Genomic DNA, 26,330 nt, shown 5'->3' on the forward strand with positions numbered 1-26,330 from the left:
CTAGGCCACGGGTGTGCTGTCGGTCAAGGGCGCAGGCAGTGGCAGGCGAACCACGGCGTTCAACCCTGTCACCTTGTGGCCTTGCACCTGGTTTGTCAGTGTGATGTTGCCTTCCAGGGCCTGCACGATCTCATGGCAAATGGCCAGGCCCAGGCCGCTGCCGGTGCGCACGTCTCCTGCAGAAAAGGGCTGGAACAGGCGTGCCGCCAGCTCGTCATCAATGCCGGGGCCGTGGTCGCTGATCGTCAGCGCCGCATGCCGCCCGTCGCTGCGCAAGTCCACGGTCAACTCACTGCCGGGCGGTGCGTGGCGCACGGCGTTGTGCAGCAGGTTGCGGCTCAGTTCGCGCAGCATCCATTCATGCGATTGCACCAGGGTTGGCTCGGTGTGGATGCCAAAGTCCAGATCGCGCTGAGCAATCAGTGGCGAAATCTCCAGCGCCACGGCACGCAGAATGTCATCAAAGCGGGTGGCTGGTGGAGCGCTTTGTTGGCGCAGCTGCTCCACCTTGGCCAGGGCCAGCATCTGGTTGGCGAGCTGGGTGGCGCGGTCCACGGTGTCGCTGATCTCGTGCAGGGCTTGTTGCGGCTCCACGTCGCCGCGCAGGGCCGATTGCACCTGGGTCTTGAGCACGGCCAGCGGTGTGCGCAGCTGGTGGGAGGCATCGCGCACAAAGCGCTTTTGGTGCCGCAGCAGGTGACGCAGGCGCTGCATGACCTCATTGGTGGCGTCCACCAGCGGCTGTAGCTCGCGTGGGGCGAGCGGGGCCGCGATGGGGCTCAGATCGCCCTCGCGCCGGGCCTGCAACTGCTGGCTGAGCTGCCGCACGGGCTGGGTGGCGCGCTGCACCACCAACACCACGGTAAAGGCCACCACGGCGATCAACAGCGCCTGTCGCAACAGGGTGTTCCACAGGATCTGCAGTGCCAGGGTTTCGCGCACCTCCAGCGTCTCCGCCACCTGGATCACGGCCATCGCCCGGCCGTCGGAGCTGGCCACCGGTTGCAGCAGCACCGCCACGCGCACATCGCGGTCACGAAATCGGTCATCGTAAAAGTCCACCAGAGCCGCATAGGGAGGGCGGGCAGGGATGCTGCCGTGCCACACCGGCAGGTCCTCAAAGCCCGACACGATCTCGCCCTTGAGGGTCGAAACGCGGTAGAACATCTGGCTCTGGTTGTCGGCCTCAAAGGCCTCCAGGGCCGAATAAGGAACGATGGCGCGCAGCTGCGCTGCGTCGTCAAAGCCTTTCACATCGAGCTGTTCGCTGATGCTTTTGGCGGATGCCAGCAAGGTGCGGTCATACGCGGTGTTGAGCGAGGCCAGCGTCTGGTGGTACAGGCTCCAGGTGTTGAAACCGATGAACAGGGCTACAGGCAGCAAGATGCCCAGCAGCAGGCGCCGCCGCAACGAGTGGTGGCGCACTCCATCCTCGCTCATGCGTCGGCCCGCAGCAGGTAGCCCAGGCCGCGCAGTGTCATCAGGGTCAGGCCTGTGCCCGCCAGCTTCTTGCGCAGCCGGTACACCACGACCTCGATGGCTTCGTACTGCACGTCGAGCTGGCCCGGAAACACCAGCTCATACAGTCGCTCCTTGGTCACGGCATGCCCCGGCTGTGCGAGCAGGGCGTGCATCAGTGCCAGCTCGCGCGGGGTCAGCTCCATCACCTCGCCGTTCAGGTACAGCGCGCCGCTGTCCTTGTCGTAGCGGATGGCTCCGATCTGCACGGTGCTGGGTGCCAGCGGCGCTACGGCGGGATCTGCGCTGCGGCGCACCAGTGCGCGCAGGCGTGCCTCCAGCTCGTCCAGATCGAACGGTTTGGGCAGGTAGTCGTCGGCGCCAGCGTTCAGCCCCACTACGCGGTCGCCCACGGTGCCACGTGCCGTCAGGATCAGTACGGGGGTGCGCAGGCCACGTGATCGCGCCTGCTGCAGCACCTGCAAGCCGTCCAGGCCCGGCAGGGTGAGGTCCAGGATGACGGCGTCGGGCTGCAGGGCGGTCCATTGGCTCAGCGCTGCGCGTCCGTCGCCCACAGCGGTCACTTCCATGCCACGCCGGGTCAGTGCGCGGTGCAGCGTGGCCTGCATGGTGGGGTCGTCTTCTACAAGGAGCAATTGCATGCGCGGCACCATAGCACCGTCTCATTGGGCCGGGTGCATGAGTGTTTTCCCTGAGTCTGAGGACAGCCGTTTGACAGGCAGCGCGCGCATCATCGGGCGGTTCGCAAACCTTATCAGGAGACAGACACCATGCGTCGCGATACCTTTCTGAAATCACTGGCCGCCCTGGCCGCTGCGGGTGCGTTGCCCGTGTCGGCCCAGACGGCAGCGGCCCTCAAGATGATGATTCCCGCCAACCCCGGGGGCGGTTGGGATTCCACCGGTCGCGCGCTGGGCAAGGCGATGCAGGATGCGGGCGCCGCATCGTCGGTGTCCTACGACAACAAGGGCGGCGCAGCGGGCGCGATTGGCCTGGCCCAGTTCGTCAACGCCAGCAAGGGCGACCCGAACGCGCTGATGGTGATGGGCGCTGTGATGCTGGGCGGCATCATCACCGGCAAACCACCGGTGGGCCTGGACAAGGTCACGCCCCTGGCGCGCCTGACCAGCGAATACAACGTGTTTGTGCTGCCCGCCAACTCGCCTTTCAAGACCATGAAGGATGTGGTGGAACAGCTCAAGAAGGACCCCGGCAGCGTGAAGTGGGGTGGCGGCTCGCGCGGCTCTACCGAGCACATTGCCGCCGCCATGATCGCCCGTGAAGTGGGCGTGGACCCCGCCAAGATCAACTACGTGGCGTTCCGTGGGGGCGGTGAGGCCACTGCCGCCATCCTGGGTGGCAACGTGACCGTGGGTGGCAGCGGCTACAGCGAGTTCTCCGAGTACATCTCTGCCGGCAAGATGCGCGCAGTGGGCGTGACCTCGGGCACCCGCCTCAAGGGCGTGAACGTGCCCACGCTCAAGGAGCAGGGCATCAACGTGGAAATCGGCAATTGGCGCGGCGTGTACGGCGCGCCTGGCATCACGCCAGAACAGCGCAAGGCCTTGATCGATGCGCTGGCCAAGACCTTCAAGCACAAGGCCTGGCAGGACGCGATGGAAAAGAACGGCTGGACCCCCGCATGGATGGCCGGCGACGAGTTCGGCAATTTCGTGGATGCCGAGTTCGCCAGCATGCGCGCCACGATGGCCAAGTCCGGAATGATCTGATCCCGAAGCAAGGCGCGGCAGCCGTCATTTCTGCCTCTGGGCAGGCGGCCTGGCCGTGCATTGGTTGGTGCGAAGGAAAAAACATGACACAACAACATTCATCGCGCTCCAAGCCCTTGCAGACCCTGATCGGGGTCGGGCTGGTGGTGCTCGCGCTGGGTCTGGCCTGGGGGGCCAGCTCGGTCAGTTCAGAAGCGGGCTACGGTGGCGTGGGCCCCAACTTCTTTCCCTGGGTGGTCAGCATTGCCATCCTGATCTGCGGCGTGCTGTGCGTGGCACATGCGCTGAGCGGGGGGTTTCGGGAGCTGGAAGAGGGCTCCGGCGACGAGCGCGCCCACTGGAAGGGTTTCATCTGGGTGTCGGCAGGGCTGCTGCTCAACGCCCTGCTCATCACCACGCTGGGCTTCATCCTGAGCTGTGCATTGTGCTTCGTGCTGTCGGTACGGGGTTTCAAGAGCTCGGAAGGTGAACTCGACCTGCGCCTGCAGGCCTGGATCAAGGATTCCTTCATCGGTATCGCGGTAGCGGCCCCGGTGTACTGGATGTTTACGCAACTGCTGGCCATCAACCTGCCCGGCCTGACCAACACGGGGTGGCTGTAAAGCCTGCACGCCATGGAAACCTTAAACCTTTTGATGCAGGGTTTTGCCACCGCGGCAACACCCATCAACCTGATGTGGGCCTTTGTGGGCTGCATGATCGGCACCGCCGTGGGCGTGTTGCCAGGCATCGGCCCCGCAGTGGCTGTGGCCATGCTGCTGCCCATCACCGTCAAGGTCGAGGCCACGGCCTCGATGATCTTCTTTGCGGGCATCTACTACGGCGCCATGTATGGCGGCTCCACCACGTCCATCCTGCTCAACACCCCGGGTGAGGCCGGTTCCATGGTCACGGCCATGGAGGGCAACAAGATGGCCAAGCATGGCCGCGCCGGTGCGGCCCTGGCCACGGCCGCCATCGGTTCGTTTGTGGCGGGCACCATCGCCACGGTGCTGGTGACCTTCTGCGCGCCGCTGGTGGCCGAATACGCCATCCGCCTGGGCCCACCTGAGTATTTCATGCTGATGGTGCTGGCCTTCACCACCGTGAGTGCGGTGCTGGGCAAGAGCACGCTGCGTGGCATGGTGGCGCTGTTTGTGGGCCTGGCCATGGGCTTGATCGGCATCGACCAGATCACGGGCCAGGCGCGCTACACCGGGGGGGTGCCTGAGCTGATGGATGGCATCGAAGTGGTGCTGATCGCCGTGGGCCTGTTTGCGGTGGGCGAGGCGCTGTACAACGTGATGTACGAAGGCAAGTCCGACGAAACCCAGAACCGCCTGACCAGCACCCACATGACCAAGGAAGAGTGGAAGCGCTCCTGGCCCGCATGGTTGCGCGCCACGGCCATCGGGTTTCCGTTTGGCACCGTGCCTGCCGGTGGCAGCGAGATTCCAACCTTCCTGAGCTATGCCGCCGAGAAGAAACTGAGCAAGCACAAGGAAGAGTTTGGCACCACGGGCGCCATCGAAGGCGTGGCAGGCCCCGAGGCCGCCAACAACGCGGCCATCACGGCCACGCTGATCCCACTGCTGACGCTGGGCATCCCCACGTCGAACACCACGGCCATTTTGCTGGGCGCGTTCCAGAACTATGGCATCCAGCCCGGCCCGCAGCTGTTCGACACCAACGGCGCGCTGGTGTGGGCGCTGATCGCGTCGATGTACATCGGCAACGTGATGCTGCTGATCCTGAACCTGCCGCTGGTGGGCCTGTGGGTGAAACTGCTGAACATCCCGAAGTCGTACCTGTACGCGGGCATTCTGGTCTTCTCCACCCTGGGTGTGTATGGCATGCGCCAGAGCGCATTCGACCTGGTGCTGCTGTACGCGATCGGCCTGCTGGGTGTGGTGATGCGCCGCTTTGACTTCCCCGCCGCGCCGGTGGTGGTGGGCATGATCCTGGGCCCCTTGGCTGAGGCACAGATGCGCAATGCGGTGTCGATTGGCGAAGGCAAGTGGACGATTTTCCTAGAGCGCCCCGGTTCGGTGACCCTGATCGTCATCGTGCTGGCCGTGCTGATCGTTCCGCGCCTGCTGCGCCGTTGGGCTGCCCGCAAGATGGCGCTGGCAGAGGCCTGAAACCGTGGCGAGGCCCCAGGCTCGCACCCATAAAAAAACCGCGCCATCGGGCGCGGTTTTTTTTCGTCCAGACGGCGCGGGCAGATCCGTGCCGACGATTTTCTTGGCAAGCCAGGCCCCCAGGCGCTGTGCTCCCGGAGCCCTCCCCACCAGGTGGCTTGCTGTGAACTCAGGCTGAATCGTACCATAAAATGCGAATAGTTCTTATTTGCAGGATGGTGCATGTCTTCATTTCCGCAGGAGTTTCTGGTGCTTTGTCGTCAGTGGGGCGAAGCCCAGCGGCGTTGCAGCGCGGCCCTGACGGCGCAGGCCGCCGAGATCCAGGCGCTGCAGGCCGAGGTGGTGCGGCTGCGTGGGGCACTGGTGGTGCGCGATACGCGGCTGGCCATGGCGTACGACGAGCTGGCGCAGCTACGGGCTGCTGTGCCGGGGCTATCCCGCCGTCAGACCATGGCACGCCACATCGCTGTGCTGGCGGAGCGCATTGCCACCTTGTCGCGGGAATGCTTGCGCTGGCGACTGGCGGCGCAGGCAGACACCAGGGCAGTGAGCCACCCGGAGCAGGGTGGGGCAACCAGCTCCGCGCCCCCGGATGCTTCGGCACACCCCCGCAGGGTGCGCGTGCCCGTGGTGGTCAAGGCCCATCCGGACGCAGACGCGGGCGCGACGTTTGACGCCAGCCTGGCCGCCGCTGATCTGGTGATTTGCCAGACGGGCTGCATCAGCCATGACGCCTACTGGCGGGTGCAGGGCCAGTGCCGTCGCACGGGCAAGCCCTGCATCTTGGTGGACCAGCCGCTGGCAGCATGTGAGGCATCCCTGCACACCTCTTTGACTCCGGTTTTGGATAAAAACGCCTGATAGCGCTAGGGCCATTTGCCTAGGTAGCTATCTAATTTGTAGCGCCATGACTCCATGCCGGGCGTCTGCTGCCTGTGGGGGACAGATCCTGCGCCCCGCCAGCGCGCTACCATCCGCGGATGCCTTTGCTCGCTGATGACGCCCCCGCACTGCCGCTGGATGCCCAGGGCATTCTGGAACTGGCGGCACGCTCCATGTTCCAGCTGTTCTCCAGCGTCAGCCAGGGCATGTTCCTGGTGGATCGCAGTGGGCGCATCGTGTGGGTGAATGAGGGCTACCAGCGCTTTCTGCCGGACCTGGGTTTTTCGTCGGTGGACCAGTTCGTGGGCCGCACGGTGGAAGAGGTCATCCCCAACACCCAGATGCGCCGCGTGCTCGAAACGGGCCAGCCCGTGCTGATCGACCTGCTCACCAACAAGGCGGGCACCTTTGTGGTCAGCCGCATTCCGCTGCGCGACGACGCGGACCGCGTGATCGGCGCCATTGGCATCGTGCTGTTCGACCATCCCGAAACCACGCTGCAGCCCCTCATCAGCAAGTTTGCGCTGCTGCAGCGCGACCTGGACGACGCCCGGCGCGAGCTGGCCAGCCAGCGCCGCCGCAGCCTGGCGGTGGCGGGCGACGGCGAGCGGCGGTCCAAGTACACCTTTGCCAGCTTCATCGGTTCCAGCCCCGCGGCAGCCGAGGTCAAGCGCCAGGCGCGCCGAGCAGCGCAGTCGAGCAGCCCCGTGCTGCTGCTGGGCGAGACGGGGACCGGCAAGGAGCTTCTGGCCCACGCGATCCACGCAGCGTCCAGCCGCGCCAGTGGCCCGTTCGTTAGCGTCAACATCGCCGCCGTGCCCGACACGCTGCTCGAGGCCGAGTTCTTCGGCGTGGCGCCTGGCGCCTACACCGGCGCCGACCGCAAGGGCCGCGACGGCAAGTTCAAGCTGGCCGATGGCGGCACGCTGTTCCTCGACGAAATCGGCGACATGCCCCAAAGCCTGCAGGCCAAGCTGCTGCGGGCGCTGCAAGAGGGCGAGATCGAGCCGCTGGGCAGCAACAAGCTCGTGCCCTTCAATGTACGCATCCTGGCCGCGACGTCGCGCGATTTGGCGTCCCTGGTGCGCGAGGGCAAATTCCGCGAGGATTTGTTCTACCGCCTGCATGTGCTGCCGGTGCGTGTGCCGCCGCTGCGCGTGCGGCGCAGCGACATCCCTGCCTTGGTCGAAGCATTGGGCGAAGACCTGGCCCTGCGCAACGGCACCGCGCCGCCCGAGTTGCTGCCCGATGCGATGGCCCTGCTGGCGGGCCAGCCCTGGCGCGGCAACATCCGCGAGCTGCGCAATGTGCTGGAGCAGGCGGTGATGCGCAGCGACTCGCAGTCCATCGACGCCGCGCAGCTCGAACGCATCCTGCGCGAGGCGGGCGTGGAGCCCGCCGCCCCCGCCCCGGTGCAGGACCCAGGCCACGCCGCCGACGCCGGGGACGAAAGCCGATACCTGCGCCCGCTGGCCGAGCAGGTGGCGGAGCTGGAGCGCAAGGCCATCGCGGCTGCGCTCAAAGCCCATGGCGGCAACAAGCTGGCCACTGCTCGCCAGCTGGGCATCTCGCGCGCCACGCTCTATGGACGTCTGGAAAACCCTGAATAAAAATCAGGCAAATGTCTAAAAATTAGACATTCAATGTGTATTGAAATCAGGCAGTGTCGCCAGGGTGTCAGCAAAAGTATCTTTGAAATCAAGCACTTGGCTGCTGGCACAGACTGTGCAATAAAGAAGCATCACAACAGGAGACATCGCCATGCACCGTCGCACTCTGGTCGCCCTCGCTTCCGCAGCCGTTACCGCCGCCGCACTTTCTGCCCCCGCGTTCGCGCAGACCGGTGAAATCCGCATTGCCCACGTGTACAGCAAGACGGGTCCGCTGGAGGCCTATGGCAAGCAGACCCAGACAGGCCTGATGATGGGCCTGAACTACGCCACCGGCGGCAGCATGACCGTCAATGGCAAGAAGCTCGTCGTGATCGAGAAGGACGACCAGGGCAAGCCTGACCTGGGCAAGAGCCTGCTGGCCTCGGCCTACTCGGATGACAAGGCCGACATTGCCGTCGGCCCCACCTCCAGCGGCGTTGCCCTGGCCCTGCTGCCCGTGGCCGAGGAATACAAGAAGATCCTGCTGGTGGAGCCCGCCGTGGCCGACGCCATTACCGGCGACAAGTGGAACAAGTACATCTTTCGCACCGGCCGCAACAGCAGCCAGGACGCGATCTCCAACGCCGTGGCCATCGACAAGGCGGGCGTGACGGTGGCGACGCTGGCGCAGGACTATGCCTTCGGCCGCGATGGCGTGAAGGCCTTCAAGGACGCGCTGAAGAACGCCAAGCTGGTGCACGAGGAATACCTGCCCACCACCACCACCGACTTCACCGCCGGCGCCCAGCGCCTGATCGACAAGCTCAAGGACGTGCCGGGCCGCAAGGTCATCTTCATCATCTGGGCCGGTGCAGGCAACCCGTTCAAGATCGCTGACATGGACCTCAAGCGCTATGGCATCGAGATCGCCACCGGCGGCAATATCCTGCCCGCCATGGCCGCCTACAAGAACTTCCCCGGCATGGAAGGCGCCACGTACTACTACTTCGGCATCCCCAAGAACCCCGTGAACGAAGCCATGGTGGCTGCGCACTACAAGGAGTTCAAGACCCCGCCAGACTTCTTCACGGCCGGCGGCTTCAGCTCTGCCATGGCGCTGGTCACGGCCCTCAAGGCCACGAACGGCGACACCAACACCAACAAGCTCATCAAGACCATGGAGGGCATGAGCTTCGAGACGCCCAAGGGCAAGATGACCTTCCGCAAGGAAGACCACCAGGCCATGCAGAGCATGTACCACTTCAAGATCAAGGTGGACCCGGCGTTTGCCTGGGGTGTGCCCGAGCTGGTGCGCGAGATCAAGCCTGAAGAAATGAACGTGCCGATTCGCAACAAGCGATAAGCCGGTCTTTTGATTCCGTTAGTGAGTTAGCGAGGCCCGTCGGACAGGACCCCCGTCCTGCTCCTTCGGGGTCCATCCCGCAGGGGCGGCCGCCCCTCTTTTTCCAGTGAATTGATGCATGAACCCCCGGGTGTACACGGGGGCTGGGTCGGTTTTTCTCAAAAATTATTTGGAGACAAGACAACATGGCTTTCAATTTCATCCGGGCGGCAGCAGCAGGGGCTGCGATGGCACTGTGTGGCGTGGGCAGTGTTCACGCTGCCGTCAACCTGCCAGCACTCAAGATCGACAGGACACAGACCACGGTATCGGGCCTGTCCTCGGGCGGCTTCATGGCCGTGCAGCTGCACGTGGCGTATTCGGCAACGTTTGCCAAGGGCGCCGGTGTGGTCGCGGGCGGCCCGTTCTATTGCGCCGAGGGATCGGTCGTCAACGCCACCGGACGCTGCATGGCCAGCCCGGCAGGCATCCCCACCAGCACCCTGGTCAGCACCACCAACACCTGGGCGAGTCAGGGAGTCATCGACCCCGTGGCCAATCTGCAGAACTCCAAGGTCTACCTGTTCTCGGGCACGCTCGACAGCGTGGTCAAGACCGGGGTGATGGACGCGCTGCGCACCTACTACAACAGCTTCGTGCCCGCCGCCAATGTGGTCTACAAGAAGGACATTGCGGCCGAACACGCCATGGTCACGGACGACTACGGAAACGCCTGCTCCACCAAGGGCGCGCCCTACATCAGCGACTGCAACTTCGACCTCGCCGGTGCCATGCTGCAGCACCTGTACGGCACGTTGAACGCCCGCAACAACGCCACCCTGCCCACCGGCAATTACATCGAGTTCAACCAGAGCGAATTCATCACCAACCATGGCATGGCCACCACGGGCTGGGCCTATGTGCCCCAGGCCTGCCAGGCGGGCGGCACGGCCACCTGCAAGCTACATGTGGTGCTGCATGGCTGCAAGCAGAACATCAGCGATGTGCAGCAGCAGTACGTGCGCAACACCGGCTACAACCGCTGGGCTGACACCAACAACATCGTGATGCTGTACCCGCAGACCAGCACCGCAGCCACCAACAGCTGCTGGGACTGGTGGGGCTATGACAGCGCCAACTATTCCAAGAAGTCGGGCCCGCAAATGGCGGCCGTCAAGGCCATGGTGGACCGCGTCTCCAGCGGCACGGGCGGCACCACGCCTCCCGACCCTGTGGCCCTGCCAGCCCCCACGGGCGTGAGCACGTCGGGCGCCACGGCCAGCAGCATGGCCATCGGCTGGGCCGCCGTCACGGGCGCGGCCAGCTACAACGTGTACCGCAACGCCAACAAGGTCAACGCGCTGCCTGTGACTGCCACCAGCTACACCGACACCGGCCTGGCCGCGTCCACCACCTACAGCTGGACGGTGCGCGCGGCCGATGCCAATGGGGCCGAGGGCGCCACATCGGCCGCAGCTTCGGGCACCACGCTGGCCGCATCGGGCGGCGGCACGGCCACCTGCACCACCGCCAGCAACTATGCACACACGCTGGCCGGGCGCGCGTACGCCGCCGGGGGCTACACCTATGCGCTGGGCTCCAACCAGAGCATGGGCCTGTGGAACGTGTTCGTCACCAACACCCTGAAGCAGACCAGCACCAACTACTACGTGATCGGCACCTGCCCCTAAAGTGCCGGGGCGCGCTGCCGCAGGGCAGGGCGCCCCACCCATTTCATCGATTGACTCAGACCGTGAAAGTGAACACCCACCCATGAGCACCTTGGCCACCAAGGACTTGACCATCCGCTTTGGCGGCCACGTGGCGGTCAACGGCGTGACCTGCTCGTTCGAGCCCGGCACGCTGACCGCCATCGTGGGCCCCAACGGCGCGGGCAAGACCACCTACTTCAACCTGATCTCGGGGCAACTCAAGGCCACCAGCGGCAGCGTTACGCTGGGCGGGCAGGACCTCACGGGCCAGTCCGTCTCGGCACGCACCCACGCGGGCCTGGGCCGGGCGTTCCAGCTCACCAACCTGTTCCCCAACCTCAGCGTGCTGGAGAACGTGCGCCTGGCCGTGCAGGCCACGCAAGAGGGCAAGCACCGCCGGGGCATGAACCTGTGGAGCATCTGGAGCGACCACAGCGCGCTGACCCAGCGCGCCCGCGTGATCCTGCAGGCCGTGGCCATGACCGACCGGGCCGATACGCCCGTGGCCAGCCTGCCGCACGGCGACCAGCGCAAGCTGGAAGTGGCGCTGCTCATGGCGCTGGAGCCGCAGGTCTACATGTTCGACGAGCCCACGGCCGGCATGAGCCACGACGAGGCGCCCGTGATCCTGAACCTGATCCGCGAGCTGAAGAAGGACAAGACCAAGATCATCCTGCTGGTGGAGCACAAGATGGACGTGGTGCGCGAACTGGCCGACCGCATCATCGTGCTGACCAACGGCACGCTGGTGGCCGATGGACCGCCAGCCGAGGTGATCGCATCGCCCGTGGTGCAAGAGGCTTACCTGGGCGTCTCCAAGGACGCAGAGAAGGAGGCCGCATGAGCACGACACCAACGACCAACCTGCTCGAACTCAAGGGTGTGCACACGCACATCGGCGCGTACCACATCCTGCACGGCGTTCATCTCGCCGTGCCCAAAGGGCAGCTCACCATGCTGCTGGGCCGCAACGGCGCAGGCAAGACGACCACGCTGCGCACCATCATGGGCCTGTGGCATGCGTCGCAGGGCTCCATCCACTTTGGTGGCAAAGACATCACCGCGATGAATACGCCGGCCATCGCGGGCCTGAACATCGCCTATGTGCCCGAGAACATGGGCATCTTTGCCGACCTCACGGTGAAGGAAAACATGCTGCTGGCCGCACGCAGTGCCCGCAACGCCGCGCAGATGGATGAGGCGCGCTTGCAGTGGATCTTCAAGCTCTTCCCCGCCGTGGAGAAGTTCTGGAACCACCCCGCCGGCAAGCTCAGCGGCGGCCAAAAGCAGATGGTGGCCGTGAGCCGCGCCATCGTTGAGCCGCGCGATCTGCTCATCGTGGATGAGCCCAGCAAGGGCCTCGCACCCGCCATCATCAACAACATGATCGATGCGTTCGACCAGCTCAAGAAGAGCGGTGTGACCATCCTGCTCGTCGAGCAGAACATCAACTTTGCCAAGCGGCTGGGTGACACCGTGGCCGTGATGGACAACGGCCAGGTGGTGCATGCGGGCAGCATGGCCGCGCTGGCGCAAGACGAAGAACTGCAGCGCTCGCTGCTGGGGTTGGCGCTATGAGTCGTGTGAGTAATTTCAGATGTTTTCGGGCGGTAGCGCAGGTATCTATTGCCCTGTTAGCTATCAAATGTGTAGCTGATGTACGTGGTGCGGCGACAGCCGCTGGAGGTCGGGCATGAGCGTCACCCGCGATTTCGACTGGAAGCCCCTGGCGTTGGTGCCGGCGCTGGCGCTGCTGGTGCTGCCCTTCATCGGCTCGCCCAGCACCTGGCTCACGCTGACGGTGGCGGGGCTGGCCATGGGCATGATCATCTTCATCATTGCCTCCGGCCTCACGCTGGTGTTTGGCCTGATGGATGTGCTGAACTTTGGCCATGGCGTGTTCATTGCGCTGGGTGCGTTTGTGGCCACCAGCGTGCTGGGCGCGATGGGCGACTACACCCAGAGTGCCGAGCTGTGGCGCAACCTGATGGCCGTGCTGCCCGCCATGGTGGTGGCCATGGCAGTGGCAGGGGCCGTGGGCCTGGCGTTCGAGCGCTTCATCGTGCGGCCCGTGTACGGCCAGCACCTGAAGCAGATCCTCATCACCATGGGCGGCATGATCATTGGTGAAGAGCTCATCAAGGTCATCTGGGGCCCCGCGCAGATCCCGCTGCCACTGCCCGAGGGCATGCGCGGCTCGCTGCTGGTGGGCGATGCTGCCATCGAAAAATACCGCCTCGTCGCCGTAGCAGTGGGCCTGCTGGTGTTTGGCGTGCTGGCCTGGACGCTGTCGCGCACCAAGGTCGGCCTGCTGATCCGCGCTGGCGTGCAGGACCGCGAGATGGTCGAAAGCCTGGGCTACCGCATCCGCCGCCTGTTTGTGGGCGTGTTCGTGGTGGGCTCGGCCCTGGCGGGCCTGGGCGGCGTGATGTGGGGCCTGTACCAGCAGAACGTGGTGCCCCAGATGGGCGCGCAGGTCAACGTGCTGATCTTCATCGTGATCATCATCGGCGGCCTGGGCAGCACCGGCGGCGCGCTCATCGGTGCGCTGCTGGTGGGGCTGATGGCCAACTACACCGGCTTCCTGGTGCCCAAGGTGGCGCTGTTCTCCAACATCGCGTTGATGGTGGCCATTCTCTTGTGGCGCCCGCAGGGCGTCTATCCCGTGGCCAACCGCTGATGAGGAGCCGACTGACATGCTGAACCGACTTCTCTCCGGCGACTACCCGCGCAGCAAGGTGCTGGCGGTGATTCTGGTGGCCATCTTTGTGGGCCTTGCTTTTGCACCTTTCCTCTTCCCCGGGGTCAAGGCGCTGTCCGTGGCGGCCAAGGTGCTGATCTTTGTGGTGCTGGTCGCGAGCTTTGACCTGCTGCTGGGCTACACCGGCATCGTGAGCTTTGCGCACACCATGTTCTTTGGCATCGGGGCCTACGGCATTGCCGTGGCCACCACCCGCATGGGGCCCACGTGGTCGGCGCTGCTGGTGGGGCTGGCCGGGGCGCTGGTACTCTCGCTGCTGCTGTCGCTGGCGGTGGGGCTCTTCTCGCTGCGCGTGCGGGCCATCTTCTTTGCGATGATTACGCTGGCCGTGGCGGCTGCGTTCCAGACGCTGGCCTCGCAGCTGTCGGACATCACCGGCGGCGAAGACGGCTTGACCTTCAAGGTGCCCGAGTTCCTGTCGCCCAGCTTCGAGCCGTTTGACGACCCGTTCCTGGGCGTGAGCATCGATGGGCGGCTGATCTGCTACTACCTGCTCTTCGTCACGGCCGTGGCGCTGGTGCTGGCGCTGCTGCGCATCGTCAACTCGCCCTTCGGCCGCGTGCTGCAGGCCATCCGCGAGAACGAGTTCCGCGCCGAGGCCATTGGCTACCGCGTGGTGGTGTACCGCACCACGTCCAGCGTGCTGTCGGCGTTGTTTGCCACCATGGCAGGAGCCATGCTGGCGCTCTGGCTGCGCTACAACGGGCCGGACACCTCGCTCAGCTTCGAAATCATGATGGACTGCCTGCTCATCGTGGTGATCGGCGGCATGGGCACCATCTACGGCTCGGCCATTGGGGCCGTGCTCTTCCTGGTGGCGCAAAGCTACCTGCAGGATCTGCTGCGCCTGGGCAGCGAGGCCACGTCGGGCCTGCCCTGGCTGTCGGCCCTGCTGTCGCCCGACCGCTGGCTGCTGTGGCTGGGCGTGCTGTTCGTTCTGTCCGTTTACTACTTCCCCACCGGTGTGGTGGGGCGCCTGCGCGCGGCAGCTGCGCGCAAGGTGGGGTGAGTGGCCCAGCCGCGCCGCTTGACTGGCGTGGCCTGGGTGTGTGGGTGAGCTGTGCAACAAAGACGCAAAGAAAAAACTCCAGGAGACAAGCACATGAAGATGAGCATGAAGAACCCGCGTTTTCGTCCCTTTTCTCGTCCGTTCGTTCCCGCCGTGCTGGCTGCAGCCGTGCTGGCCGCCTGCGGCGGCAGTGATGGCGACAGCGCCGCACTCAACACCAAGCCCGCTTACCTGGGTGCGATCAGCGAGGCCACGTACGACGGCAGCAGCAACGACCTGCTCACCGCGGGTCTGGGCGCCACGGGCCTGGCTGCCGCCGTGCCGCCGGCCTACGCCGACCCGCTCAAGCCCACTGCGGCCGAGCTGCGCCGCACCGCCATCCACACCAACTACCGCGCCATGCTCGACATGACGGCGGCCGGCGGCTACGGCACGCTGTATGGCCCCAATGTGGATGCGCAGGGCAAGGTCACCACCGGCGAGGGCAAGGTGGCGGGCACCGAATACATCGCGTTTGCCGACGACGGCACGGGCCGCAAGAACGTCACCCTCATGGTGCAGGTGCCTGCCATCTTCGACCCCAAGAAACCCTGCATGATCACCGCCACGGCTTCGGGGTCGCGCGGCGTGTACGGCGGCATCTCCACGGGCGAGTGGGGCCTGAAGAAGGGCTGCGCCGTGGCGTACTCTGACAAGGGCACGGGCGGTGCTCCGCACGACCTGCAGAACGACACCGTGCCGCTGATCGACGGCACCCGCACCACAGCCACGACAGCGGGCAAGGCGGCGGCCTTCAACGCAGGGCTCACCGCTACCGAGCTGGCAGCCTTCAACACCGCCACCCCCAACCGCTTTGCCTTCAAACACGCGCACTCGGGTCAGAATGCCGAGAAGGACTGGGGCACCACCACCCTGCAGGCGGTGGAGTTTGGCTACTACGTGCTCAACCAGCGCTATGGCGCCACCGATGCAGCGGGCCAGCGCCTGAAGACGCTGACCCCGGCCAACACCATCGTGATAGCGTCCAGCATCTCCAACGGTGGCGGCTCCGCGATTGCTGCGGCCGAGCTGGACACCCAGGGCCTCATCAGCGGCGTGGCCGTGTCCGAGCCTGCCATCGAGATGCCCGCCAACCCCGGCATCACGGTGCGCCGTGGCAGCGCCGATGTGGCCGTCACCGGCAAGACGCTGGTGGACTTCACGACCTACGCCAATCTGTACCAGGCCTGCGCATCGCTCGCGCCCTCGGTCAGCACCAGCCCCTACGCAGCCGCTTTTGCAGCGGGCTTCGGCAGTGCGGCCCTGCCGATTGCGCCCAATCGCTGTGCGTCGCTCAAGGCGGCAGGCCTGCTCACGGCCTCCACCACGGCCACGCAGGCCGAAGAGGCTTTGCAAAAGCTGCGCGCCTACGGCTGGGAGCCGGAGTCCAACGACCTGCATGCATCGCTGGCTGCTTTTGAAGTCGCTCCGGCGGTGGCCGTCACGTTCGCCAACAGCCTGTCGCGTGCCAGTGTCAAGGACCACCTGTGCGGCTTCAGCTACGCGGCCACAGCGGCTACGGGCGCGGTGACATCACTGGCACCCGCAGCCCTGGCTGGCATGTTTGCCACCGGCAATGGTGTGCCTCCATCGGGCGGCATCAACCTGGTCAACAACCTGGGCAAACTGGGGCCGGCACGCGACTTCCTGTCGGTGTCGGACGCTGGCGTGGCCGACTGGAACCTGAGCGGTGCGCAGTGCCTGCGCAACCTCGTCACCGGCAATGACGCTGCTGCCAAGAAGCTGCAGGCCGGTGTGGACGAAACCCGCCGCAACGGTAACCTGCGCGGCAAGCCCGCCGTGATCGTGCATGGCCGTGCCGATGCACTGCTGCCCGTGAGCCACACCTCGCGCCCCTACGCTGCGCTGAACAAGAAGGTCGAAGGCGCCGCCAGCAAGCTCAGCTATGTGGAAGTGGCCAATGCCCAGCACTTCGACAGCTTCATCGGGTTGCCCACCGTGCTGCCGGGTTATGACAGCCGTTATGTGCCGCTGCACGTGTACCTGAACCACGCGCTCGACGCCGTGTACGACCACCTCGCCAACGGCAAGGCGCTGCCCGCCAGCCAGGTGGTGCGCACGGTGCCACGTGGCGGCACACCGGGCAGCGCCCCGGCCATCACCGCCGCCAACGTGCCGCCGCTGGCCGCCACGCCTGCTGCCGCCAACGCCATTGCCATCACGGCGGGCGCCATTTCCATCCCCGACTGACCCGGACGCTGAACGACCTATGTGGAAGCCCGGGACTCGTGCACTGCCGGTGCATGTCCCCGGGCCAATCCATGCGCAGTCATCACAAGGATGGAACCAATGAACACTGTGAAGAGTTGGGCACGCCGCGCGTCGGCCGCCCTTAGGTGGAGTGGCGCGCTGATGGTGGCACTGGCCGCAGGCGTTTCGGTGCCAGCGAGGGCTGCCGATGTGGTGGTGGGGCAGGTGGCCCCGCTGTCTGGCGTGCTGGCCAGCACCGGTGCGCAGATGGTGCTAGGCGGCAAGATTTATTTTGACTGGGTCAATGCACAGGGTGGCGTGCACGGCGCCAGCATTCGCCAGGCGGTGGCCGACGATGGCTACAAGGTGGCAGACACGGTGGCCCGCACCCGCGAGCTGCTGGCCAAGCCCGAGGTGGTGGCGCTCTACGGCTTTGCAGGCACGGCCAACATCACCCAGCTGCTGTCCGATGGCGTGCTGGAGCAGGGCGGCGCCGCGCTGGTGGCGCCTTACACCGGTGGCGAGTCGTTGCGCAGCCCGTTCAACCCCTGGATCTTTCATGTGCGTGCGGGTTATGTGGACGAAACCGAGCACATGGTGCAGCAGCTCACCACCCTGGGCATGAACCGCGTGGCGGTGATGTACCAGGACGATGGTTTTGGCAAGGCGGGCCTCGCGGGCGTGGAGGCGGCGCTGGCCAAGCGCGGCCTCAAGCTCGTGGTGTCAGCAGGCTATGAGCGCAATACCGACAAGGTGGATGACGCCGTCAAAGCCATCAAGGCTGCCGATGTGCATGCGGTCATCATGATTGCGGTGAACAAGCCTGCGGCGGCCTTCATCCTGCGCTACCGCGAGCAGGGCGGCGGCGCGCAGCTGTACAACATCTCGGTGGTGGACCCGACGGAGCTGGTGAAGCTCGCGGGCCTGAAGAACGCCCACGGCCTGGGCATCAGTCAGGTGGTGCCGTACCCCTACCGCCCGCAACTGCCCGTGGTGCGCGAGTACCAGACGTTGCTGAAGAAGTACGCGCCTGAGGCCGAGGTCAACTACACCAGCTTCGAGCAGTTTTTGGGCGCCAAGGTGCTGGTCGAGGCTCTGCGCCGCGCCGGGCCTGCGCCCACACGCGCCAAGGTGGTGAAAGCGCTGGAGTCATTGCAAAGCTATGACCTCGGCGGCATCACGCTGGGCTATTCGCCCACCAACCGCATCGGCTCGCGCTATGTCGAGGTTACCGTCATCGGCAGCAACGGCCGCCTCATGAAGTGAGCCGCCGACGCTTCACTTTTTTCTTCTCTGTTCCACAAGGTCGCCATCATGTCCCCCACCTCGCACTACGCCACCTGTGCTGGCTATGAAATCCACTACATGGAGTGGGGTGCGCGTGACGCGCCGGTGGTGATTGCATGGCATGGTCTTGCGCGCACCGGGCGCGACATGGACGAGCTGGCCGCGCACCTGGCACCGCGCTACCGCGTGATCTGCCCCGACACCCTGGGCCGGGGCCTGAGCCAGTGGGCGCGCGCGCCGCACGACGAGTACCGCCTGTCGTTCTACGCGCGCATTGCGGCCAGCCTGTTTGACCAGTTGGGGATCGAGAAAGCGCACTGGGTGGGCACGTCGATGGGTGGAGCCATCGGCACGGTGTGCGCATCGGGTCTGTTCGAGCCGCAGCTCAAGGGCCGCATCACCAGCCTGCTGCTCAACGACAACGCACCGCGCCTGGCCGATGCCGCGCTGGAGCGCATTAAGGCCTACGCGGGCCACCCGCCGGCGTTCGATACGGTGATGGAGCTGGAGGCGTTCTTCAGGCAGGTGTACAAGCCTTACGGCTGGCTGAGCGACGCGCAGTGGCGTCGGCTGACCGAGAGCAGCACGCGCCGCCTTGCCGACGGACGTGTGACGCCGCACTACGACCCCGCCATGGTGCAGCAGTTCACACACCATGCCAATGACTACCTGATCTGGGACCACTACGACGCGCTCAGCATTCCGGTGCTGTGCCTGCGCGGGGCGGAGTCTGACCTGGTGCTCCCGGATGTCACCGCCGAAATGCTCACCCGCGGCCCGGGTGCCCGGGGGCTGGCCCAGGTGGTCGAGGTGCCCGGTTGCGGCCATGCGCCAGCACTGAACGTGCCCGAGCATTTCGCACTGGTAGACGGGTTTTTGGCTCGGGCGGGGTGACGCGACTGGCGGTACATTGGCTCCAACTGTTTGTTGCCTACCGCCATGAAACCGTTCTTGTTGATCGCCTCGCATTTGCTCACCCTGGCTGTGGGGTTCGCTGCGGGTGTGTACTGGTTGCCGATCCTGATCGCGCCCGCAGCCCCTACGCTGCAGGAGGTGCAGGCAAGCCTGCCCACGGCAGCATGGAAAGCCACCTTTCGCCGCGATCTGAAGGACAGCGACGCCCTGCACTGGGGCGAGGGCGTGGTGTCGATTGGCCCGCAAGCCATCAGCCTGGCAGGCAAGCTGGCACCGGGGCCCGACTACAAGCTGTACCTGTCGCCTGCGTTTGTGGAGACAGAGGCGGACTTTCAGCGCCTCAAGCCACAAATGCTGCGGGTGGGGGATGTGAAGACGTTTAACAACTTCATCGTTCCGGTGCCGCAGGGCGTGGACCCCGCACGGTTCAACACCGTGATCGTGTGGTGTGAGACCTTCGGCCAGTTCATCACGGCCGCGCAGTACCGGTAGAACGACTGTTCAAGGTCATGCCAGGTGTGTGCAAGTGCTCTGCCGGAAGGCGTGGAGCCACGAAGGGGTAATGGGCGCCCCGGCTAGTGGCATGTGCATCAGCCCATGCGGGGCGTCCAGGGCATCCACGCCCCCCGATTGCACTGCCCGCAGATGTCGGAAAAGGCGTTCAGGCGCCCAGCTGCGCCAGCGCGGCTTGCAACCCGGCGAGTCCGCCCACACGCTGGTCATTGATGAAAATTTGTGGCATCTGCCGCACCGATGGCCCGCACTTGGCATAGAACGCCAGGCGCTCGGTTTCGTCATCGATCTTGATTTCCTCGTAGGGCAGGGAGCGGGATTTGAGCAGCATCTTGGCCGACTCGCACTGCGGGCAGGCAGACTTGGAATACACAGTGATTTGAAGGGTCATGGTGCGAGTTTACGGGGCGTGGAGTGGGTCATGAGACCGCGCCGACCTCAGGCTTGTGCCGTTGCTGTGGTGGAGTGGTTTACTATTCGGTTTGTTTTGTGACTGATTGGTAATTTATGGCTCTGCTATTTCCTTGGGTCCGCCGTTCGGTGCTGCTTTTAGCGGTGTCTTTTGTCGTGGCCTTGGTGGGCTGCTCATCCACCACGCCGCCTCCCGGTGTCACCCCCGTTACCCCGTTTGATCTGGCCCGGTACGAAGGCCGCTGGTACGAGGTGGCGCGGCTCGACCATTCTTTCGAGCGCGGCATGACGGACGTGAGCGCCACCTACCAGCGCCAGGCAGATGGCAGCGTGCGTGTGCTCAATCGCGGTTTTGATACGGGCAAGGGCGATTGGCGTCAGGCGGAGGGTAAAGCCAAGTTCACCGGCGACACCAACACTGCCTCGCTCAAGGTCTCGTTCTTTGGCCCGTTCTACGGCGGCTACCACGTGGCCGCGCTGGATGCCGATTCCCAATGGGCGCTGGTGGTGGGGCCGGACCGCAGCTACTGCTGGATCCTGTCACGGACGAAGCAGCTGCAGCCTGCTGTGCGCGAGCAACTTGTGGCGCGCGCACAGGCATTGGGCATCGATACCCAGGCGCTGATCTGGGTAGCCCAAGAACGCACCGACCCGCAGCCATGAGTGTTTTGACGATGTCACAACCCATCGCCGTCATCGGTGCAGGTCTGGCGGGTCTGTCGTGTGCACAGGCGCTGCTGCAGGCGGGGCATACGGTGCATGTTTTCGACAAGAGTCGGGGACCGTCGGGCCGCATGAGCACTCGGCGCGCGGAGGACGACAACGGACCCTGGCAGTGCGACCACGGCGCGCAGTATTTCACCGCACGTGACGCCGCTTTTCGCTCCGAAGTGGCCCGGTGGCAGCAGGCCGGTGTGGCCGCCCCATGGGGCGCACGCCTGGCAAGTTTTGATGGCACGGCGTGGACCACCCCGCACACGGCCCTTGAGCGTTTTGTGGGTACACCGCGCATGACATCGCCCGCTGCTTGGCTGGTGCAGGGCCTGGCCCAGGCCGGTGAGCGTGCCCACACCCAGTGGCAGACCACCGTGCAGCGGCTGGAGCGGCACCCCGAAGGATGGGCCATCACTTGCGCAGAGCAGGGGCTGCATGCGCAGCGCTACCGCGCTGTGCTGTTGGCTGTGCCCGCGCCTCAGGTGGCGCCGCTGTTGACCCAGGTGGCCCCCGCCGGCGCTGCGGTAGCAGGCAGCGCCTGCATGCGGGGCAGCTGGGCCGTCATGTTGCGTTATGCCTCGCCCGTGACCTTGCCGTGGGACGGAGCCTTCGTCAACACCGGCCCGCTGCGCTGGGTGGCGCGTGATAGCAGCAAGCCCGGCCGTACGGGGCCAGAAACGTGGCTTTTGCACGCCAGTGCCGAGTGGAGCGAGGCGCATATCGAAGACAGCGCGGACAGCGTCACCGCTGCCTTGCTCGCCGCCTTTGCGGCCCTGGGCGGCCCCACACCCCTGGCTGCCGCGGCGCACCGCTGGCGCTATGCGGATACCGAACCCGCACTGACCCTGGGCTGCTGGTGGGACGCCAATGCCCGCCTGGGGCTGTGTGGTGACTGGCTGAATGGCGGCAAGGTCGAGGGCGCCTGGCTCAGCGGCCTGGCGCTGGCGCGACAGGTCGCAGCCGCCTGATCTGTGCGCACAGGGCTTGTGCCATGAGCTACACCGTGGTCTGGTTCAAGCGCGACTTGCGCGTGCACGACCACGCCCCGCTGCAGCACGCCATCGCCCAGGGCCCGGTGCTGTGTCTGTATGTCGTCGAGCCCAGCCTCTGGGCGCGGCCTGATGCCGCCCTGCAGCACTACCACTTTCTGCAAGAAAGCCTGCACGATCTGGCCCAGGCCCTGCAACGGCGCGGCGCCACGCTGCAGGTGGCCGCGGGCGGGGTGGTGGACGTACTGGCCCGCCTGCATGCACTGGCCCCGTTCCACACTCTTGTGGCGCACGAAGAAACCGGCAACGCCCACACCTATTCCCGCGACTTGGCCGTGGGCCGGTGGTGCCGCACGCAGGGCGTGGCATGGCGCGAATGGCCGCAGCACGGCGTGGTGCGCCGCCTGCGCTCACGCGATGATTGGCAGGGACACTGGCTGGCCCACATGCACGCACCGGTGGTGCTCGCCCCCGGGCCTGATCTCTTGCAGGCCCGTACGTTGCCGTGGCCTGCACAGCCCTGGCCCAGCGGGGCTGAACTGGGCCTGCCCGCGCATGACCCACCCCAGCGCCAGCGCGGGGGGCGCAAAGAAGGCCTGCGCGTGCTGCAAGACTTTTTGGCGGAGCGCAGCCAGGGCTACCGGGGCGGCATTTCGTCGCCGCTGACAGCGCCCAGCGCCTGCTCGCGCCTGTCGCCCTACCTGGCATTGGGTTGCCTGGGCATGCGCGAGGTGGTGCAGGCCACCCAGCGCCGCCAGCAGCAACTCAAGGCCAGCACCGACTTTGGAGCTGCGTGGCAGCGCAAAGGCTTGACGGCCTTCATGAGTCGCCTGCACTGGCATTGCCATTTCATCCAGAAGCTTGAATCGGAACCCGCACTGGAGCACCACAACCTGCACCGGGGCTACGACGGCCTGCGCGAAGCGGAATGGAACCCCGCTCACTTCGAGGCCCTGGTGGCCGGGCGCACCGGCTGGCCCATGGTCGATGCCTGCGTGGCGATGCTGCGCGAGACGGGATGGGTCAACTTCCGCATGCGCGCCATGCTGGTGTCGGTGGCCTCGTACCCGCTGTGGCTGCACTGGCGGCCCGTGGGCGAATGGCTGGCCCGCCAGTTTCTGGACTACGAGCCCGGCATCCACTGGAGTCAGATGCAAATGCAGGCGGGCACCACGGGCATCAACACCACCCGCGTCTACAACCCCATCAAGCAGGCGCAAGACCACGATCCCCACGGCCACTTTGTGCGCCAGTGGCTGCCCGCCTTGCGCCGCGTGCCTGATGCCTGGCTGCTGGAGCCCTGGCGCATGCCGCCCGATGTGCAGGCCCGCTGCGGCGTGCGCGTGGGCCACGACATTGCCGTGCCCCTGGTAGACCTGGACACCGCCACCCGCACCGCCAAGGCCCGCGTGCACGGCCTGCGTGCCCAGCCCGCCGTGCGCGCCGCCCAGGCCGCGATTGTGGAAAAGCACGGCTCCCGGCAGTTTCGGGATGGCGGCAGCGCGCAGGCGCGTGCCCAGGCCCGCGCACTCAACGCCGCCCAGCATCCCCAGCAGCAAACCCTGGACTTTTGAACCATGCGCATGCGCAAAAAAACCGACCTGCCGCAAAAGACCTGCCAACACTGCGGCCTGCCCTTCACCTGGCGCAAGAAGTGGGAGAAGGTATGGGACGAGGTGAAGTACTGCTCCGACCGCTGCCGCAGCGAACGTAAACGCACCGACAAGGCCGCAGGGGAGGGCGTCGCATGAGCACCGTGCTGTTCTGGTTTCGTAACGACCTGCGCCTGCACGACCAACCCGCGCTGCGTTCAGCCCTCACCAGCGGTGCCACGCACCTGCTGCCCGTGGTGTGCTTGCCTGCGCCTGATGAATCCACGCCGTGGGGCTTTGCCCGCGTGGGCGCTCACCGCCGCGCCTTCACCGCCGCTGCGCTGCGCGGGCTGCATCAACAAACGAGCGCGCTGGGCAACCCACTGCTCATCTGCCAGGCCCCGCCTGCCACCGCCTTGCTGCAACTGGCCCAGGCCGTGGGTGCCACCACCGTGGTGTGTGAAGACATTGCCGCCCCCTACGAACAGGCCGAGGTGGCCGCACTGCGCGCAGCAGGTCTGCAGGTGCGCGCTGTGTGGCACAGCAGCTTGCTGCCCCCGGCGCGCATGCCCTGGCTCGCGGACCAGCTACCGGGTGTGTTCACCAGCTTTCGCCAGAAGGTAGAGCGCGCGGGCATTACCCCCGCCGCACCATTGCCGCTACCGACCAAATTGCTCCCGCCACCTGATGTGCCCGCGCACGTGCTGCAGGCCGTGGGGGCAGAGCAGGGCACCGCAGCCATCCTGCAACCCGCGCCGCCGCAGGGCAGCGATGCCCGCTCGTCCTTCCCCTACGGCACCGCTGCCTGTGATGGCAGCGAGGCCGCTGCGCTGGCCCACCTGGCGCAGTACCTGGCCCGCAAGTTGCCCCACAGCTACAAGGACACGCGCAACGGGCTCACGGGGCTGGATTACTCCAGCAAGTTCTCGCCCTGGTTGGCTACGGGCGCGCTGTCTCCGCGCCAGATCTATGCCGATCTGAAAAATTTTGAGCGCGACCATGGCGCCAATGACGGCACCTACTGGCTGTGGTTTGAGCTGCTGTGGCGCGATTACTTCCGGCTGCTGCACCTGCAATACGGTGCAGCGCTGTACCGGGCGCGCGGGCTGTCAGAACTGCCGCCCGCCCCGCACAACCCGCGCGGTTTTGATCGCTGGTGCCAGGGCGATACGGGCCAGCCCCTGGTCGATGCCGCCATGCGCGAGCTGGCTGCGACCGGCTACCTCAGCAACCGCCTGCGCCAGGTGGTGGCCAGCTACCTCATCTACGACCTGCGCGGCGACTGGCGCGCGGGTGCTGCGTGGTTTGAATCGCAACTGGTGGATTACGACGTGTACAGCAACCAGGCCAACTGGCTCTACATTGCGGGGCGCGGCACCGACCCGCGCGGGGGGCGGCGCTTCAACCCCATCAAGCAGGCGCAAGACCACGACGCCGACGACAGCTACCGCCGCATGTGGGGCACGGCATGACCACGCCACAACCCTCCACCCTACAGCGTGCCCACACCCTGCGCCTGCTGCTGGGCGACCAGCTCAACCCCGAGCATTCATGGTTTGCCACGCTGGACGAAGGCGTGGTCTACGTGCTGATAGAAGTGCGGCAAGAGACCGACTATGTGCTGCACCACGCGCAAAAGATCCTCGCCATTTTTGCCGCCATGCGCGACCTGGCCCGCCACCTGCGCGAGGCCGGGCACCGCGTGCGCTACGTGGCGATTGATGACGCCAGCAACCGCCAGTCGGTGCCCGACAACCTGGCCGCCCTCATGGCCCACTACGGTGCGCACACGCTGCAATACCAGCACCCCGACGAATGGCGGCTGGACGAGCAACTGCGCACCTGGGGTGCAGAGCAAGCCTTTGCCGTGCAGGCCGTCAGCAGCGAGCACTTCTACACCACCCGCACTGAAATGGCCGAGGTGTTCCAAGGCCGCAAGCAGTGGCTCATGGAGCATTTCTACCGCCGCATGCGTCAGCGCTACAGCGTGCTGATCGATGAAGCGGGCGAGCCTGAAGGCGGCCAATGGAACTACGACCACGACAACCGCAAACCTTGGGCCGGCACGCCCGAATTGCCGCCCGACGCGCGCCCCACGCACGACCACAGCGCCCTGTGGGCCACCATCCAGGCCGCAGGCGTGCAAAGCTTTGGCAACCCGCAGGCCCATGCACTGCGCTGGCCCCTCAACAGGGCCGAGGCACTGGCGTGGCTGGACCATTTCATCACCACCACGCTGCCCGACTTTGGCGCGTACGAAGATGCCATGAGCACCAAGAGCGCGCGGCTCTTTCACTCCCTGCTGTCTTTTGCGCTCAATACCAAAATGCTGCGCCCGCACGAGGTGGTGCAACGCGCCCAGGCCGCCTACCACGCAGGCGCAGCGCCCCTGCCAGCGGTGGAGGGCTTCATCCGTCAGATCCTCGGCTGGCGCGAATATGTGCGCGGCATCTACTGGGCCCACATGCCCGGCTACGACGAGCGCAACGCCCTGGGCCACAGCACGCCGCTGCCAGAGTGGTTCTGGACGGGCAACACCCGCATGCGCTGCATGCAGCACGCCGTTGGCCAGTCGCTGGAGCATGCGTATGCCCACCACATCCAGCGCCTCATGGTCATTGGCAACTTTGCGCTGCTGGCGGGGCTCGACCCTGCCGCCGTGCACCGCTGGTACCTGGGCGTGTATATCGATGCCTTTGAATGGGTGGAAGTGCCCAACACCGTGGGCATGAGCCAGTTTGCCGACGGCGGCCTACTCGCTACCAAACCCTATGTGAGCAGCGCCGCCTACATCGACCGCATGAGCGACTACTGCAGCGGCTGTCACTACGACAAGAAGCAAAAAGTGGGTGAGCGGGCCTGCCCTTACAACGCGCTGTACTGGGACTTTTTTGCGCGCAACGAAGGCACGCTGGGCAACAACTTCCGCCTTGGCATGGTGTACCGCCAGTTGCAGAAGATGCAGGGCCCGCAACTCGATGCACTGCGCGAGCATGCGGCCAGCCTGCGCACGCGGCTGGACGCTCTGTAAA

At 65.7% G+C, this 26,330-nt stretch carries 24 protein-coding genes; 21 read left to right on the forward strand and 3 right to left on the reverse strand.

Annotation, left to right across the window (positions count from 1 at the left end; translation table 11 throughout):
- Together ASD75_RS16905 and ASD75_RS16910 are read right to left on the reverse strand one after the other, a co-directional pair.
- On the reverse strand, window positions 1–1,440 hold the full coding sequence (locus ASD75_RS16905) for a sensor histidine kinase (RefSeq protein ID WP_056747087.1): 1,440 nt from the start codon (window positions 1,438–1,440) through the stop codon (window positions 1–3).
- Window positions 1,437–2,120 carry a response regulator transcription factor gene (locus tag ASD75_RS16910; RefSeq protein WP_056065161.1) on the reverse strand — a complete coding sequence of 228 codons (684 nt, stop codon included), beginning with the start codon at window positions 2,118–2,120 and terminating at the stop codon, window positions 1,437–1,439. The genes ASD75_RS16905 and ASD75_RS16910 overlap by 4 nt, the downstream gene beginning before the upstream one ends.
- A gap of 129 nt (window positions 2,121–2,249) precedes the next feature.
- Here ASD75_RS16910 and ASD75_RS16915 point away from each other — a divergent pair, with 129 nt between their 5' ends.
- The 15 genes from ASD75_RS16915 (at window position 2,250) to ASD75_RS16985 (ending at window position 19,571) form a co-directional block, all read left to right on the forward strand.
- The gene (locus tag ASD75_RS16915; protein ID WP_056064618.1) at window positions 2,250–3,209 is read left to right on the forward strand and encodes a tripartite tricarboxylate transporter substrate binding protein; all 960 of its coding nucleotides are present in this window, start codon (window positions 2,250–2,252) and stop codon (window positions 3,207–3,209) included.
- 83 nt (window positions 3,210–3,292) lie between these two features.
- Window positions 3,293–3,811 (forward strand): tripartite tricarboxylate transporter TctB family protein, encoded by a 519-nt coding sequence (locus ASD75_RS16920; RefSeq protein WP_056064616.1) that lies wholly within the window; start codon window positions 3,293–3,295, stop codon window positions 3,809–3,811.
- 12 nt (window positions 3,812–3,823) lie between these two features.
- Window positions 3,824–5,329, forward strand: coding sequence for a tripartite tricarboxylate transporter permease (locus ASD75_RS16925; RefSeq protein WP_056064614.1), 1,506 nt, complete (start codon window positions 3,824–3,826; stop codon window positions 5,327–5,329).
- Window positions 5,330–5,551: 222 nt separating this feature from the next.
- Window positions 5,552–6,190, forward strand: coding sequence for a DUF2325 domain-containing protein (locus ASD75_RS16930; RefSeq protein ID WP_056747088.1), 639 nt, complete (start codon window positions 5,552–5,554; stop codon window positions 6,188–6,190).
- 119 nt (window positions 6,191–6,309) lie between these two features.
- Complete coding sequence (locus ASD75_RS16935; RefSeq protein ID WP_056747089.1) at window positions 6,310–7,821, forward strand: sigma-54-dependent Fis family transcriptional regulator; 1,512 nt, start codon at window positions 6,310–6,312, stop codon at window positions 7,819–7,821.
- 151 nt (window positions 7,822–7,972) lie between these two features.
- Window positions 7,973–9,166 (forward strand): substrate-binding domain-containing protein, encoded by a 1,194-nt coding sequence (locus tag ASD75_RS16940; protein ID WP_056064604.1) that lies wholly within the window; start codon window positions 7,973–7,975, stop codon window positions 9,164–9,166.
- Between the two features lie 185 nt (window positions 9,167–9,351).
- Window positions 9,352–10,836: a PHB depolymerase family esterase gene (locus ASD75_RS16945; RefSeq protein WP_056747090.1), complete on the forward strand. Its 1,485-nt coding sequence runs from the start codon at window positions 9,352–9,354 to the stop codon at window positions 10,834–10,836.
- An 82-nt stretch (window positions 10,837–10,918) separates the two neighbouring features.
- A complete protein-coding gene (locus ASD75_RS16950) occupies window positions 10,919–11,701 on the forward strand; it encodes an ABC transporter ATP-binding protein (protein WP_056064596.1) in 783 nt (260 codons plus the stop codon).
- Entirely contained in the window at window positions 11,698–12,435 is a 738-nt protein-coding gene (locus ASD75_RS16955; protein WP_056064594.1) for an ABC transporter ATP-binding protein, read from the forward strand. Before ASD75_RS16950 ends, ASD75_RS16955 begins: the two co-directional genes overlap by 4 nt.
- A 115-nt stretch (window positions 12,436–12,550) precedes the next feature.
- Entirely contained in the window at window positions 12,551–13,537 is a 987-nt protein-coding gene (locus tag ASD75_RS16960) for a branched-chain amino acid ABC transporter permease (RefSeq protein ID WP_056064590.1), read from the forward strand.
- A gap of 16 nt (window positions 13,538–13,553) precedes the next feature.
- Window positions 13,554–14,627, forward strand: coding sequence for a branched-chain amino acid ABC transporter permease (locus tag ASD75_RS16965; protein WP_056640192.1), 1,074 nt, complete (start codon window positions 13,554–13,556; stop codon window positions 14,625–14,627).
- A 93-nt stretch (window positions 14,628–14,720) separates the two neighbouring features.
- Window positions 14,721–16,877: a D-(-)-3-hydroxybutyrate oligomer hydrolase gene (locus ASD75_RS16970; protein ID WP_082565061.1), complete on the forward strand. Its 2,157-nt coding sequence runs from the start codon at window positions 14,721–14,723 to the stop codon at window positions 16,875–16,877.
- A 99-nt stretch (window positions 16,878–16,976) separates the two neighbouring features.
- Window positions 16,977–18,143, forward strand: a complete 1,167-nt coding sequence (locus ASD75_RS16975; protein ID WP_056747091.1) for an ABC transporter substrate-binding protein — start codon at window positions 16,977–16,979, stop codon at window positions 18,141–18,143.
- A gap of 48 nt (window positions 18,144–18,191) precedes the next feature.
- The gene (locus tag ASD75_RS16980) at window positions 18,192–19,058 is read left to right on the forward strand and encodes an alpha/beta fold hydrolase (RefSeq protein ID WP_056747092.1); all 867 of its coding nucleotides are present in this window, start codon (window positions 18,192–18,194) and stop codon (window positions 19,056–19,058) included.
- Between the two features lie 45 nt (window positions 19,059–19,103).
- Window positions 19,104–19,571: a DM13 domain-containing protein gene (locus ASD75_RS16985; RefSeq protein ID WP_056747093.1), complete on the forward strand. Its 468-nt coding sequence runs from the start codon at window positions 19,104–19,106 to the stop codon at window positions 19,569–19,571.
- Between the two features lie 169 nt (window positions 19,572–19,740).
- On the opposite strand, the gene ASD75_RS16990 is transcribed toward ASD75_RS16985, so the two are convergent.
- Window positions 19,741–19,983 carry a glutaredoxin gene (locus tag ASD75_RS16990; RefSeq protein ID WP_056747094.1) on the reverse strand — a complete coding sequence of 81 codons (243 nt, stop codon included), beginning with the start codon at window positions 19,981–19,983 and terminating at the stop codon, window positions 19,741–19,743.
- A 116-nt stretch (window positions 19,984–20,099) separates the two neighbouring features.
- Here ASD75_RS16990 and ASD75_RS16995 point away from each other — a divergent pair, with 116 nt between their 5' ends.
- From ASD75_RS16995 to ASD75_RS17015, 6 genes are read left to right on the forward strand one after another with little or no spacing between them, the layout of a single operon-like run.
- Window positions 20,100–20,666, forward strand: a complete 567-nt coding sequence (locus ASD75_RS16995) for a lipocalin family protein (protein ID WP_056747095.1) — start codon at window positions 20,100–20,102, stop codon at window positions 20,664–20,666.
- An 11-nt stretch (window positions 20,667–20,677) separates the two neighbouring features.
- Complete coding sequence (locus ASD75_RS17000; protein WP_056747096.1) at window positions 20,678–21,685, forward strand: NAD(P)/FAD-dependent oxidoreductase; 1,008 nt, start codon at window positions 20,678–20,680, stop codon at window positions 21,683–21,685.
- 23 nt (window positions 21,686–21,708) lie between these two features.
- Window positions 21,709–23,280, forward strand: coding sequence for a cryptochrome/deoxyribodipyrimidine photo-lyase family protein (locus ASD75_RS17005; protein WP_056747097.1), 1,572 nt, complete (start codon window positions 21,709–21,711; stop codon window positions 23,278–23,280).
- A gap of 3 nt (window positions 23,281–23,283) precedes the next feature.
- Window positions 23,284–23,457, forward strand: a complete 174-nt coding sequence (locus ASD75_RS23450; RefSeq protein ID WP_082565062.1) for a DUF2256 domain-containing protein — start codon at window positions 23,284–23,286, stop codon at window positions 23,455–23,457.
- Window positions 23,454–24,770, forward strand: coding sequence for a DASH family cryptochrome (locus ASD75_RS17010; protein WP_056747098.1), 1,317 nt, complete (start codon window positions 23,454–23,456; stop codon window positions 24,768–24,770). The genes ASD75_RS23450 and ASD75_RS17010 overlap by 4 nt, the downstream gene beginning before the upstream one ends.
- On the forward strand, window positions 24,767–26,329 hold the full coding sequence (locus ASD75_RS17015; protein WP_056747099.1) for a cryptochrome/photolyase family protein: 1,563 nt from the start codon (window positions 24,767–24,769) through the stop codon (window positions 26,327–26,329). The genes ASD75_RS17010 and ASD75_RS17015 overlap by 4 nt, the downstream gene beginning before the upstream one ends.
- Window position 26,330: the final 1 nt, after the last annotated feature.

Origin of the sequence: Acidovorax sp. Root568, assembly GCF_001427445.1 — a bacterium.
Classification (GTDB): Bacteria; Pseudomonadota; Gammaproteobacteria; order Burkholderiales; family Burkholderiaceae_C; genus Acidovorax; species Acidovorax delafieldii.